Origin of the sequence: Aeromonas sp. 602396 (genome assembly GCF_049173735.1) — a bacterium.
Classification (GTDB): Bacteria; Pseudomonadota; Gammaproteobacteria; order Enterobacterales; family Aeromonadaceae; genus Aeromonas; species Aeromonas veronii_A.
In genome coordinates this window covers 51,132-63,860 of the sequence record NZ_JAAKSD010000011.1, presented here as the reverse complement: position 1 = coordinate 63,860, position 12,729 = coordinate 51,132, and the positions used below count along the sequence as shown (strand labels likewise).

General features: G+C 62.1%; 11 protein-coding genes. 9 read left to right on the top strand and 2 right to left on the bottom strand.

The genetic code is table 11. The features are described 5' to 3' along the window. Positions 1 to 77: 77 nt before the first annotated feature. Entirely contained in the window at positions 78 to 1,505 is a 1,428-nt protein-coding gene (gene hldE, locus G5229_RS13810; RefSeq protein WP_279500855.1) for a bifunctional D-glycero-beta-D-manno-heptose-7-phosphate kinase/D-glycero-beta-D-manno-heptose 1-phosphate adenylyltransferase HldE, read from the bottom strand. Positions 1,506 to 1,709: 204 nt separating this feature from the next. Here hldE and lpxL point away from each other — a divergent pair, with 204 nt between their 5' ends. The 7 genes from lpxL to G5229_RS13775 all read left to right on the top strand — a co-directional run bounded on the left by lpxL (position 1,710) and on the right by G5229_RS13775 (position 9,885). After that, positions 1,710 to 2,633 carry an LpxL/LpxP family Kdo(2)-lipid IV(A) lauroyl/palmitoleoyl acyltransferase gene (gene lpxL, locus G5229_RS13805; protein WP_421209315.1) on the top strand — a complete coding sequence of 308 codons (924 nt, stop codon included), beginning with the start codon at positions 1,710 to 1,712 and terminating at the stop codon, positions 2,631 to 2,633. A 629-nt stretch (positions 2,634 to 3,262) separates the two neighbouring features. Next, a complete protein-coding gene (locus G5229_RS13800; RefSeq protein ID WP_421209313.1) occupies positions 3,263 to 5,185 on the top strand; it encodes a PTS mannitol transporter subunit IICBA in 1,923 nt (640 codons plus the stop codon). A gap of 37 nt (positions 5,186 to 5,222) precedes the next feature. Then, complete coding sequence (locus tag G5229_RS13795) at positions 5,223 to 6,368, top strand: mannitol-1-phosphate 5-dehydrogenase (protein WP_216950116.1); 1,146 nt, start codon at positions 5,223 to 5,225, stop codon at positions 6,366 to 6,368. Positions 6,369 to 6,501: 133 nt separating this feature from the next. Beyond that, positions 6,502 to 7,023, top strand: a complete 522-nt coding sequence (locus G5229_RS13790; protein WP_005354914.1) for an MltR family transcriptional regulator — start codon at positions 6,502 to 6,504, stop codon at positions 7,021 to 7,023. 190 nt (positions 7,024 to 7,213) lie between these two features. Then, complete coding sequence (locus tag G5229_RS13785) at positions 7,214 to 9,001, top strand: cation:proton antiporter (RefSeq protein ID WP_421209311.1); 1,788 nt, start codon at positions 7,214 to 7,216, stop codon at positions 8,999 to 9,001. Next, positions 8,998 to 9,570, top strand: a complete 573-nt coding sequence (locus G5229_RS13780; RefSeq protein WP_421209310.1) for a DNA-J related domain-containing protein — start codon at positions 8,998 to 9,000, stop codon at positions 9,568 to 9,570. Before G5229_RS13785 ends, G5229_RS13780 begins: the two co-directional genes overlap by 4 nt. Positions 9,571 to 9,636: 66 nt before the next feature. Beyond that, on the top strand, positions 9,637 to 9,885 hold the full coding sequence (locus G5229_RS13775) for a hypothetical protein (RefSeq protein WP_266135317.1): 249 nt from the start codon (positions 9,637 to 9,639) through the stop codon (positions 9,883 to 9,885). Positions 9,886 to 10,045: 160 nt separating this feature from the next. On the opposite strand, the gene dmeF is transcribed toward G5229_RS13775, so the two are convergent. Further along, entirely contained in the window at positions 10,046 to 11,005 is a 960-nt protein-coding gene (gene dmeF / locus G5229_RS13770) for a CDF family Co(II)/Ni(II) efflux transporter DmeF (RefSeq protein ID WP_421209308.1), read from the bottom strand. A 71-nt stretch (positions 11,006 to 11,076) separates the two neighbouring features. Between dmeF and G5229_RS13765 the strand changes: the two genes are divergently transcribed. Together G5229_RS13765 and G5229_RS13760 are read left to right on the top strand one after the other, a co-directional pair. Continuing rightward, positions 11,077 to 11,352, top strand: a complete 276-nt coding sequence (locus G5229_RS13765; protein ID WP_005343089.1) for a metal/formaldehyde-sensitive transcriptional repressor — start codon at positions 11,077 to 11,079, stop codon at positions 11,350 to 11,352. A gap of 170 nt (positions 11,353 to 11,522) precedes the next feature. Next, positions 11,523 to 12,719, top strand: a complete 1,197-nt coding sequence (locus G5229_RS13760) for an aromatic amino acid transaminase (protein ID WP_033114017.1) — start codon at positions 11,523 to 11,525, stop codon at positions 12,717 to 12,719. Positions 12,720 to 12,729: the final 10 nt, after the last annotated feature.

Genomic DNA, 12,729 nt, shown 5'->3' with positions numbered 1-12,729 from the left:
CCTTTTTGTTATCCGTATTTCTGCCGGTTTGCTACCGCCGATAGTGAGCCCCGCCAGATTGCGGGGCTAGCAGAACGTTAGCCGCGCTCGCGGATCGTCTTGATGATGTCGGTGGTGGAGCAGCCATCCTCGAAGTTGAGAACGCGCACCTCGCCACCATTGGCGGTCACCTCGGCGTAACCGGCGATATCTTCCGGCTTGTAGTCACCGCCCTTGACCAGCAGATCCGGCAGGATCTCGGCGATCAGGCGCTGCGGGGTATCCTCGGAGAAGGGCACCACCCAGTCCACCGCGCCCAGCGCAGCCAGTACGGCCATGCGGCGCTCAGTCGGGTTGACCGGACGACCCGGCCCTTTCAGGCGACGAACCGACTCGTCGGTGTTGACCGCCACGATCAGGCGATCCCCCAGCTTGCCGGCGTTGGCCAGATAGGAGACATGGCCGGCGTGCAGGATGTCGAAGCAACCGTTGGTCATCACCACCTTCTCGCCGCGCAGACGGGCGGCACGAACCGCCACTTTCAGTTGGGCTTCGGACATGACGCCGAAGCCGGTCTCCTGCTCGGTGTAGAGGGCGTTGGCCAGCTCGACCGGACTGACGGTAGAGGTACCCAGCTTGCCGACCACGATACCGGCTGCGGTATTGGCCAGCGCACAGGCTTCGTCCAGGCTCTTGCCTGCCGCCAGCGAGGTGGCGAGGGTCGAGATGACGGTATCACCGGCACCGGTCACATCATAAACCTCGTGGGCCTGAGCTGGCAGATGCAGCTCTGGCTGACCTTCGCGGATCAGGGTCATGCCGTTCTCGGAACGGGTGACCAGCAGGGCATCCAGCTCGAAACGCTTGACCAGATCCAACCCCTTGGCGACCAGCTCCTCTTCGCTCTTCACCTTGCCTACCACAGCCTCGAACTCGGACATGTTGGGGGTCAGCAAGGTAGCGCCGCGATACTTCTCGAAGTCGGTCCCCTTGGGGTCGACCAGCACCGGAATACCGGCGGCTCGGGCGCGCAGGATCATGCCGGGCACGTCGTTGAGAGCACCCTTGCCGTAGTCGGAGAGGATCATCACGTCGCTGTTTGGCAGCGCCTGCTCGACCTTGCTCATCAGCAGGGTGGCATCGACGGAGTGGAAGGGCTCTTCAAAGTCCAGACGCAGCAGCTGCTGGTTGCGGGACAGCACCCGCAGCTTGGTGATAGTCGGGAAGTCGGCCAGACGAACGAAATCACAGGCCACCTTGACGCCAGCCATTTGGCCAGCCAAGGCATCGGCAGCCTCGTCCTGACCGGTCAGGCCAAGCAGCACGGCGTGGGCGCCAAGGGCAGCGGAGTTGAGGGCCACGTTGGCCGCGCCACCGGGACGCTCCTCAATGTGTTCAACCTTGACCACGGGCACCGGCGCCTCGGGGGAGATCCGACCGGTAGGGCCATGCCAGTAACGGTCCAACATGACATCGCCAACGACCAGAACGCGGGCTTTTTCAAAATCGGGCAGGGTGATCTTCATCTGTATCGACTCTCAAAACCTGAAAAATCAGCGGGCGATTTTATCACACTCTTTTATCCGGTGTAGAAAAAGCCGACCGCAGTTGCCGCCGCTGTCACGCTAACCGGACGCAGGCTACCCCTCTGACCAGCACACAGCCATTCGCCCCCGCCCCCCCTTTTCGGCTAGAATCCCCCGATTGTGTTTGCGAACAAGAGATTAGCCATGGCCCATGACAACGCTCCCCGCCTGGAGCCCCGCCTGTTTCATCCCCGTTACTGGGCCAGCTGGTTCGGCCTCGGCCTGCTCTGGCTGCTGACCCTGCTGCCGTGGCGCAGCCAGATGTGGCTGGGCCGTCAGCTCGGTCGCCTCGCCGCCAGGATTTTGAAGTCCCGGGTCAAGATTGCCCGTCGCAATCTGGAGCTGGCGATGCCCGAGCTGACCCGGGATGAGCGGGAGAAACTGCTAAAAGCAAACTTCGAGAGCGTGGGCTGCGCCGTGTTCGAGGTGGGGATCGCCTGGTTCTGGCCAGACTGGCGGATGCGCAACCTGATGAAGGTGGAAGGGGAAGAGCACGTCATCGCCGCCATGGAGAAGGGACAGGGCATGCTGCTGCTCTCCTGCCACTTCCTGACGCTGGAACTCAACGCCCGCTGTTTCGGGCTGGTGCGCCCCGGCGTGGGGGTCTATCGCCCCAACACCAATCCGGTGCTGGAGTATGCCCAGTATCACGGGCGCTGTGCCTCCAACAAATATCTGGTAGACCGGATGGATGTGAAGGGGATGATCAAGGCGCTGCGCAACGGCGACGCCCTCTGGTATGCACCGGATCACGACTACGGCAGCCACGCCAGCGTGTTCGTGCCCTACTTCGCAGTAGAGCAGGCGGCCACCATCACCGGCACAGCCACCCTGGCGCGGGTGAAGAACACCGTCACCCTGCCCTGCTACAACATCCGCACCAGCGAGGGTTACACCCTGCATATCGGGGCGCCGCTCGCCGACTACCCGAGCGGGGATGACATGGTCGATGCCACCCGCGCCAACCGCGAGATTGAAGCCGCTGTGCGCAAGGCGCCAGAGCAGTACATGTGGCTCCATCGCCGCTTCAAGACCCGCCCCTCCCCCGAGGATGCCGGTTTCTACTAAACCGCAGCCCCCGACATGGGATAGCTCGTAAAAACCGACAAACCGCCTGCTGGCGGTTTGTTTTTATCTGCTGTCAGCCCTGTGCGGCAAGCAAGATCCCCCTGCGTCAACCGCACCATAACCTCCAGCACGACCTCCTGCAATCTGCCGACCATTTCCCACAAAAGAGCCCTCATCACTGCCTGCAAAAACTGAAAGCGGGTTACAAATCTATTGATTCATTGGTTATTAGAGAGAGATTTAGATAGATCCATCGCCACTACCCACTGATGAGTAATTGAGTGATTTGTCCCATTCGAATACAAAAACTGAATTTGTGATGCAAATCACCTTTGCACGAAGGAGCGGCAAAGCTGAAGTGGTGATCTAAATCACAAAAAATGGTCATTCAAAACAGAAAAGATCGAAATGTAGCCGAATTACAGCTCTCGAACGTGATCAGGATCACTGGTTTGGGAGGGGGTATCGCTGGGTATCTGAGAGCTGGATCACAAGACACCCCGTTTTCAGCCTAATTTGATCGCAAGCTGGTAGATTGAAGTTGCTTAGACGACCGAGATGGCGGTTCGGCAAAACCGGCCATCCCGACTACCACTTTTAATCAAACAGGCTTAAAACGGGGTCCCGACATGTTATCACCGGATACCAAAGTCAAGATACAGAATTTTGGACGCTTCCTGTCCAATATGGTCATGCCCAACATAGGCGCCTTTATCGCCTGGGGCTTTATCACCGCCCTCTTCATCCCCACCGGCTGGCTGCCCAATGAAACCTTGGCCAAGCTGGTCGGCCCCATGATCACCTACCTGCTGCCGCTGCTGATTGGCTATACCGGCGGCAAGCTGATGGGCGGTGAGCGCGGCGGCGTGGTTGGTGCCATCACCACCATGGGTGTCATCGTGGGAACCGATATCCCGATGTTTATGGGCGCCATGATGGTCGGCCCGCTCGGTGGCTGGGCCATCAAGCGCTTCGACAAGGCGATGGACGGTCGCGTCAAGAGCGGCTTCGAGATGCTGGTCAACAACTTCTCCGCCGGCCTTATCGGCATGCTGCTGGCCATCCTCGCCTTCTTCGTCATTGGCCCCTTCGTCAAGGTGCTCTCCGGCCTGCTGGCCGGTGGCGTCGGCTTCCTGGTGGATAACCACATGCTGCCGCTCACCTCCATCTTCGTCGAACCGGCCAAGATCCTGTTCCTCAACAACGCCATCAACCACGGCATCTTCTCGCCGCTGGGGATCCAGCAGGCCACCGAGCACGGCAGCTCTATCTTCTTCCTGATTGAAGCGAACCCGGGCCCGGGCATGGGCGTGCTGCTGGCCTACATGGTGTTCGGTCGTGGTGCGGCCAAGCAGTCCGCGGCTGGCGCCTCCATCATTCACTTCTTCGGCGGCATCCACGAGATCTACTTCCCATATGTGCTGATGAACCCGCGCCTCATTCTGGCGGTGATCGCCGGTGGCATGACCGGTGTCTTTACCCTGACCCTGTTCAATGCCGGTCTGGTCTCCCCCGCGTCGCCGGGTTCCATCTTCGCCGTGTTGTTGATGACGCCGAAAGCCTCCCTGATCGGGGTCGCCCTCTCCATCATCAGCGCTACTCTGGTCTCTTTCCTGGTCGCCGCCGTGTTCGTCCGCGCCCAGCAGCCGGAAGCTGACGAGGCCGATGCCCTCGGTGAAGCCACTCGCAAGATGAAAGCCATGAAGGGTGCCAAGCCCGAGACCGCAGCGGCCAAGAAGCCGGGCGGCGAGCTGATGGCAGTGCGCAATATCGTGGTCGCCTGCGATGCGGGCATGGGTTCCAGCGCCATGGGCGCTGGCATGCTGCGCAAGCGGGTGCAGGCCGCCGGGCTCGATATCAACGTCACCAACCGCGCCATCGATCAGCTCGACGATCAGGTGGACTGGGTCATCACCCACAAGGATCTGACCGAGCGGGCCCGTCGCCATGCGCCGAACGCTCACCATATCTCGCTCACCAACTTCCTCGACAACGGCCTCTATCAGGAGCTGGTACAGAGCCTGAGCCGCGCCGCCAACGATGACGTCGCCAACCCGCAACTGCTGGTGGCCGCCAACGACGACAGCTACGAGCCGCAAGCTGCAGAAGTCTTTACCCTGAGCCGTCATGACGTGCATCTGGGACTGAAAGCGGACAGCAAGGAGGCCGCCATCCTGACCGCAGGCCGACTGCTGGCAGAGCGCGGCTATGTGGCGCCCGACTACGTCAACGCCATGCTGGAGCGCGAACAGCTGGTCTCCACCTACCTCGGCGAATCCATCGCCGTGCCCCACGGCACCATCGCCGCCAAGGAGTTTGTGAAGCGTACCGGCATCGTCATCTGCCAGTACCCGGCCGGGGTCGCCTTTGGTGAGGCTGCCGATGAGGTAGCGCGGCTGGTGATCGGTATCGCCGCTCGCAACGACGAACACATGCAGGTAATAACCCGCCTGACCAATGCACTGGATGAACCCGGTCTCATCGACCGGCTGGCCAGCACCACGGATCCCCAGGCCTTCCTGGATCTGCTGGGTGCTGAACAGGCTGCGTAATCATCTTTCATCGTCTTTGGTTCAAGAGGTTAATATCATGAAAACATTGCATTTTGGTGCTGGTAACATCGGTCGCGGCTTTATCGGTAAAGTGCTGGCGGATGCCAGCCATCAGGTCACCTTCGCCGACGTCAACGACACCCTGATCGATCAGCTCAACCACCGTCAGGAGTACAAGGTCCATGTGGTAGGTGCGGATCAGAAGCTGGACGTGGTACGCAACGTGGCGGCGGTGAGCTCCGCCGGTCACGAGGTGATCGCCCGTATCATCACCGCCGATCTGGTCACTACTGCGGTCGGCCCCAACATTCTCGACAAGATTGCCAGCACCTTGGCCAAGGGGCTGCAGGCCCGCTTCGATGCCGGCAACCTGACCCCCCTCAACGTCATCGCCTGCGAAAACATGGTGCGCGGCACCAGCCACCTCAAGCAGGAGGTACTCAAGTACCTGCCGGTCGCGTATCATGCCACGCTCGAATCCTGCATCGGCTTCGTCGACTCGGCGGTGGATCGCATCGTGCCGCCCGCTGCGGCAGCCAACGATGACCCGCTGGAAGTGACGGTCGAGAGCTTCAGCGAGTGGATCGTCGACCAGACCCAGTTCAAGGGGGAGCTGCCACAGGTGGCGGGCATGGAGCCCACCGACAACCTGATGGCCTTCGTCGAGCGCAAGCTGTTCACCCTCAACACCGGCCACATCGTCACCGCCTACCTCGGCAAATTGCGGGGCTACCGCACCGTGCGCGAGGCGATCGAAGATCCGGTGATCCGCAGCAAGGTACGCCGCGCCATGGAAGAGAGCGGTGCCGTACTGGTGAAACGCTACGGCTTCGACCCGCGCCTGCACGCCGCCTACATCGAGAAGATCCTGGCCCGCTTCGCCAACCCCTATCTGGTGGACGAGATTGACCGGGTCGGTCGTCAGCCGCTGCGCAAGCTGGCGGCGGGAGATCGACTGGTGAAGCCGCTGCTGGGCACCCTGGAGTACGGCCTGCCGAGCGATCAGTTGCAGGAGGGGATCGCCGCGGCGCTCCACTATCGCAATGCCGATGACCCGCAGGCGGTGGAGCTGCAAGCCCTGCTGGCGGAGCTGGGCCCGGCCAAAGCGCTGGCCCGCGTCACCGGACTGGATGCAGAGAGCGAAGTGGTTCGCGCCATCGTCGCCCGTTACGAAACCCTGTAATGACCCTGCTTGCGGCGCATTCAGCCACCACTGAGAGCGCGCCAAGCGCTTGAATGGCAAGGGAATGTGCCCCATATGATAAAAACCGGGAGAGAGGCTGACTCTCTCCCTGTCAGCTGGACCCAATGCACCTATGACCACACACCAGGAAGATGAAGTACTGGAACGACTGAACGAGCAGGATGGCCCCCGCGGCTTCTTTCTCGAAGCCGTGACCATCCTGGAAGAGGCGGTCGACTCCCTGATGCGACGCGCGTTCCGTCAGGAGGAGTATGCCGTCAAATACGCCATCGAACCCCTGCTCAACCAGAGCGGCCCCCTCGGCCAGCTGGAGGTGCGCCTCAAGCTCATCTTCGCCCTCGGCCTCATCTCCCTCGAGCGCTATCAGGATCTGGAAGCCTATCTCAAGATCCGCGACTTTCTGGTGCGCGACCCCAAGGATTACCGCTTCAGCGACAAGCCGATCCGCGATCTGCTCGACCGCCTGCACGGGGTCAATCAGGGCGGCATGATGAAGCTGGAGCCCCCCGCCAGCGAAGAGGATTGGGCGTTCTACCAGATGCAGCTCAACCGGCTCGATCAGATGGTGCGCTCCGCACTGGTACTGGCGCTGGCCGACTGTGTCGGCGAGCTCCACAAGGAGAGCCCCATCTAATCCGGCCCCAAGGCCACCCCGTCACCACGGTTGGCGTCTGGCTGGCGCCCTTTATACCACCGCCAGCCACCATGACGCCGACTGTCGCACATCTCCCCATACCGGCCATGACGCACGCTCCTTCGGGTGTCAATCTGACCAACTTAGCCACTACACTAGCTCCATACTCACTGCCTGAATCGAGGTCTGCATGATTGCCCTCTCTCTGGCCGGGATCGCCCTGGTCTCCGTGCTGGCCCAATGGCTTGCCTGGTCGCTGCGGGTGCCCGCCATCCTGTTTCTGCTGCTCACCGGCCTGACCCTGGGCCCGGTCAGCGGCCTGCTCGACCCCGATGCCCTGCTCGGGGATCTGCTGTTTCCGCTGGTCTCCCTGTCGGTGGCCATCATCCTGTTCGAGGGGGCACTGACCCTCCATCTGGCCGAGCTCAAGGGGATCGGCAAGGTGGTGCGCAATCTCTGCTCCACCGGCATGCTGGTCAGTTTCGCCGTCATCGGCAGCGCCGGTTACTTCCTGCTGGGGCTGGACTGGCGGGTCGCCACCATGCTCGGCGCTGTGCTGGTGGTAACGGGCCCGACGGTGATCGCACCCATGCTCAACGTGATCCGCCCCACCCGGGAGGTGGACCGCATCCTGCGCTGGGAGGGGATCGTCATCGACCCCATCGGCGCCCTGTTTGCGGTGCTGGTGTTCGAGGCGGTGCGCCTCGGCAGTCAGGGGGATCTCATCAGCCATACCCTGCTGGCACTGGCCAAAACGGTGGGGGTCGGTTCCCTGATCGGGGTGGCGGCAGGCTGGCTCACCACCCTGCTCATTCGCAAGGACTGGCTACCGGTCAGCCTGCACAAGTTCGGGGTGCTGGCGCTAGTGCTGGTCACCTTCAGCCTCTCCAACTGGCTGAGCCACGAATCGGGCCTGCTGGCAGTGACCGTGTTCGGCATCTGGCTCGCCAATCAGGAGGGGCTGGATCTGGAGGAGGTGCTGGCGTTCAAGGAGGATCTCGCGGTCATCCTTATATCCAGCCTGTTTATCCTGCTGGCGGCGCGCCTCGATCTGGCCCAGCTCTGGCAACTCGGCCCCATGGTGCTGGCGCTGCTCTGCGTGGTGCAATTCGTGGCGCGTCCGCTCTGTATTCTGGTCTCGACCTGGGGCTCGGATCTCTCCTGGCGGGCTCGCGCCCTGCTGAGCTGGATCGCCCCACGTGGCATAGTCGCGGCGGCGGTCAGCGCCTCGTTCGCTATCAGCCTGCATCAGGCCGAGATCCCCGATGCCGACAAGCTGGTGCCGCTGGTATTTGCGGTGATCATCTCCACCGTGGTGCTGCAGAGCCTCACCTCGGCGCCGCTGGCCAGCCTGCTCAAGATGCGCCAGAGCGCCCCCAATACCTGGCTCATCATAGGGGCCAACTCGGTGGCTAGGGCCATCGGCAAGGCGCTGGCGGATCAGGGGGTGCCGGTACAGCTCTGCGATCCCGCCTGGGAGTTCTGCAAACAGGCGCGGATGAGCAACCTCCCCTGCTACTTCGGCAACCCCCAGTCGGAACATGCCGAGCTGCACCTGCCGCTCACCAGCATCAGTACCGTGCTGGCCCTCTCCCCCAACCGCCACAACAACGCCCTCGGGGTGCTGCACTTCGCCCACCTCTATGGCGAGGAGCAGGTCTACTCCCTGCGCTCCAGCGAGCAGCACGGCAAGGCGAACCGGGAGAGCGCCACCTTCCGCGCTCGCCAGAACCTGTTTGGGCCCGATATCAACTATGCCAGGCTGAGCGGCCTGCTGAGCCGGGGTGGCCAGATCAAGGCGACCCGCCTGAGCGAGGCGTTCGACTGGGCCCAGTATCAGACCGCCAATCCCGGCGCCATCCCGCTGTTCATCATGGATGGCAAGGGCAAGCCCCAGATCGTTACCGGCCCCGTCACCCCGCAGGCGGGTGAGCTGCTGATCGCCCTGCAACCGCCCAGAGAACAGGGCGCCGAATGAGCGAAGCCAACAATAATCCGCTGATCGCCCCTCTGCTGGTGCTATTGCAACAGGCGGCGGGCAGCTACAAGGTGCACGAGCTAATGGCCTCCCTGCGCCAGCAGGGGGCAATTCCGGTACTGGCTGACGATGAGCAACTACAGCTGTTTCGGGTCAACTTCCTGATCATGAACGCCCTCTACCAGTTGCAGGCCGAGATCTGGCAAGAGGGATGGTGGCTGGTAATCAGCACCCTGGATATCCGGCTCGAACCGCTGGCCGGGAATCAGGAGGCCAACCACGGCTTTGCCCTTGGCGAAAATCTGCGTAGCTACTATCTCGACTGGCAGGTGTTCTGGCAGACCGACCGTGCCGAAGTTGAAGCCCTGCTCAACCGCTTCTGGCGCGCTTATGACGGTGAGGGGCACAAAGCCGAGGCGCTGGCCCTGTTGGGGTTGAATGAGGGGGCGAGTCAGGAGGCGATCCGCCGCCGCTGGCGGGAGCTGGCATTGCAGCACCATCCGGATCGGGGTGGTAATGCCGAGACCTTTATCCGTATCCGCTGGGCCTGGGAGGTCCTGCGGGGATGATCCGGTTGCCGTCCGCACAAAGAGAGGCATAGACTGGAGCTGAATCCCCCTTCACAGGAGAGCATCATGACAGTCAGTGAACTTCGCAAGCTCTATCAACAACAGATCCTGCAAGAGGCCGAAATACTCCACGACGTGGCCATCCCCGGCTGGCTCATCGAATTCAGAGGCAATGATGGCGCTCTCTACGAGCTGACCGACACCCTCGGCTGCCCGGTCAGTTTCGATACGGTCGAGCAGGCCCGCGATCATGTGCATCTGGTAGCTGACTGCCCGATGCAGGTAGAACACCTCTATCGCTTCTTCGAACGTTAACTCAAACCGTCACATCTCACCCCTAGCCCCGGTGAGGCTTGTACCAGGCACATAGTCAGCACGTGCCTGCCACAGGCCTCCCCAGAAAAAACTGCTTCGATTTACTCGTGTTGCAGAGTACAAGTTGCACGCTATCTGGCATAGACAGCCATAAATCTGGCTATGGAGTGGCTATCTCTATGGTCACATGGACCAGCTCTTCATGTATCGCCAACCGCGCGCGGATCTCGCTGGCGGAGACAGGCGCAGTCATCAGCAGGGAGAGCACGCAGGCATACTGCTGCTGGCCCACCCGCCAGACGTGCAGATCGCGGATCTCGGCATCCGGCAGGTCGGCAATCACCTCACGGATCTCACCCACCAACGGGGTATCCATCTCGGCATCCAGCAGCACCCGACCGGAGTCGCGCAGCAGACCCCAGGCCCACACCGCCACCAGTACGGCCCCCACTATGCCCATCAGGGGATCCAGCCAGTCGGCCCCCCACAGCATGCCCCCCACCAGTGCCAGGATCGCCAGCACGGAAGTGGCCGCATCCGCCAGCACGTGGATATAGGCGGCACGCAGGTTGAGATCCTGATGGCCGTGGTGATCGTCATGGTCATGATGATCGTGGTCGTGATGCCCATGATGGTGGTCATGCCCATGGCCGTGGTGATGATGGCCGTGATCATCCTTGAGCAGCCAGGCACAGGCCAGATTCACCAGCAGCCCCACCAGCGCGATGGCGATCGCCTGTTGATAGTGGATCGGGCTGGGATCGAGCAGCCTGAACACCGACTCGAACAGCATCAGCCCGGCCACCCACACCAGCAGGAGAGCGCTGGTGAAGCCACCCAGCACCTCGATCTTCCAGGTGCCGAAGCTGAATCTGTGGTCGCGGGCAAAGTGGCGGGCGGCGCGGTAGGCCAGCACCGAGAGGCCGAGCGCCAGCGCGTGGGAACTCATGTGCCAGCCATCGGCCAGCAGCGCCATGGAGTTGTAGAACCAGCCGCCGCCGATCTCCGCCACCATCATGATGACGGTCAGCAGCACGGCCCAGCGAGTCTTCTGTTCGGCCAGCGGATTCCCTTCGTGGACGACGGGTTGGTGGCAGTGGGATGAGGCAAGGGATGACATGGATTTCTCCTGAGGACGACAATGCAATATACTATACCCCAGTATAGTTTTATTGATCGAGAGGATCCTGCATGTCACACACCATTCACGGTAAAAAGAAGCTGCTGGCACGGGTACGTCGCATCAAGGGACAGGCCGGTGCGCTGGAGCACGCGCTGGAGCAGGAGAGCGACTGCGCCGCCATTTTGCAGCAGATCGCGGCCATTCGCGGTGCCGTCAACGGCCTGATGCTGGAGGTGCTGGAAGGGCACATGCGTGAGCATCTGGGTGCCGAAGAGGCGACCCCGGCCGAGCGGCTGGAAGATCTGGATCAAGTAGTGCGGGTATTGCGATCCTATCTGAAGTAGGACCGGTGAATGAGGCTGCGGGCGACCCCGCATCATTCCGTTTACGGCTGTGTGGCGTCTGCCCGCCAGCCCCCGTCCCTTTCGGGCTTGAGCCACCGCCAGCTTTGCGCCATGATGTCCAGCCCGGCTGACAGCCGGTTTTACTGGACAGTCAATTTCAAGGATCCCCCATGTTTGAACACGTCGATGCCTATGCTGGCGACCCCATCCTGACGCTAGTCGAGACCTTCCACAAAGACACCCGCGAGCAGAAGGTGAACCTGGGGATCGGCCTCTATTACGACGAGCAGGGGCGCATTCCGCTGCTGCCGTCGGTGCAGCAGGCCGAAGCCCAGCGCGCGGCCGCCCCTGCCCCGCGCCCCTACCAGCCGATGGAAGGCGCCGCCAACTACCGCACCGCAGTGCAACACCTGCTGTTTGGTGCCGACCATGAAGCGGTCAAGGCGGGACGTATCGCCACCATCCAGACCATCGGCGGCTCCGGCGCTCTGAAGATCGGCGCCGATCTGCTCAAGCGCTACTTCCCGACCTCCGAGGTGTGGGTCAGCAATCCCACCTGGGATAACCACAAGGCGATGTTCGAAGGCGCCGGCATCAAGGTGCACGACTACCCCTACTACGATGCGGCCACTGGCGGCGTGCAGTTTGATGCGATGATCGACTGCCTGAGTACCCTGCCGGCCAAGAGCATCGTGCTGCTGCACCCCTGCTGCCACAACCCGACCGGGGTGGATCTCTCCCGTGCCCAGTGGGATCGGGTGATCGCGCTGGTGGTCGAGAAGAACCTGATCCCCTTTATGGATATCGCCTATCAGGGCTTCGGCGACGGGCTGGAAGAGGATGCCTACGCCATTCGCGCCATGGTGGCCGCCGGCGTAAGCTTCTTCGTCAGCAACTCCTTTTCCAAGAACCTCTCCTTCTACGGCGAGCGGTGCGGCGGCCTGTCGGTCATCTGCAAGGATGCCGAAGAAGCCAGCCGCGTACTGGGTCAGATGAAGGCCACCGTGCGTCGCAACTACTCAAGCCCGCCCACCCACGGTGGCCAGATCACCGCGGCTGTGATGAGCCAGCCCGAGCTGCACGCCATGTGGGTCGACGAAGTGACCGAGATGCGCACCCGCATCAAGGCCATGCGCCAGAAGCTGTTCGAGGTGCTGAGCGCCAAGGTGCCGGGCCGCGACTTCAGCTACTTCATCAACCAGCGCGGCATGTTCAGCTACACCGGCTTCACCCCGGAGCAGGTGGACAGGCTGCGCGAGGAGTTCGCCGTCTATCTGGTGCGATCCGGTCGCATGTGCGTGGCGGGCCTCAATAGCCGCAACGTCGACTATGTGGCTGACGCCATGGCGGCGGTGCTCAAGGGCTAATCCGCATCAG

What these genes read in the sequence shown, in the direction of transcription:
- hldE (WP_279500855.1), bottom strand. Translation starts at nt 1,505, where the DNA reads ATGAAGATCACCCTGCCCGATTTTGAAAAAGCCCGCGTTCTGGTCGTT.
- lpxL (WP_421209315.1), top strand. Translation starts at nt 1,710, where the DNA reads ATGGCCCATGACAACGCTCCCCGCCTGGAGCCCCGCCTGTTTCATCCC.
- G5229_RS13800 (WP_421209313.1), top strand. Translation starts at nt 3,263, where the DNA reads ATGTTATCACCGGATACCAAAGTCAAGATACAGAATTTTGGACGCTTC.
- G5229_RS13795 (WP_216950116.1), top strand. Translation starts at nt 5,223, where the DNA reads ATGAAAACATTGCATTTTGGTGCTGGTAACATCGGTCGCGGCTTTATC.
- G5229_RS13790 (WP_005354914.1), top strand. Translation starts at nt 6,502, where the DNA reads ATGACCACACACCAGGAAGATGAAGTACTGGAACGACTGAACGAGCAG.
- G5229_RS13785 (WP_421209311.1), top strand. Translation starts at nt 7,214, where the DNA reads ATGATTGCCCTCTCTCTGGCCGGGATCGCCCTGGTCTCCGTGCTGGCC.
- G5229_RS13780 (WP_421209310.1), top strand. Translation starts at nt 8,998, where the DNA reads ATGAGCGAAGCCAACAATAATCCGCTGATCGCCCCTCTGCTGGTGCTA.
- G5229_RS13775 (WP_266135317.1), top strand. Translation starts at nt 9,637, where the DNA reads ATGACAGTCAGTGAACTTCGCAAGCTCTATCAACAACAGATCCTGCAA.
- dmeF (WP_421209308.1), bottom strand. Translation starts at nt 11,005, where the DNA reads ATGTCATCCCTTGCCTCATCCCACTGCCACCAACCCGTCGTCCACGAA.
- G5229_RS13765 (WP_005343089.1), top strand. Translation starts at nt 11,077, where the DNA reads ATGTCACACACCATTCACGGTAAAAAGAAGCTGCTGGCACGGGTACGT.
- G5229_RS13760 (WP_033114017.1), top strand. Translation starts at nt 11,523, where the DNA reads ATGTTTGAACACGTCGATGCCTATGCTGGCGACCCCATCCTGACGCTA.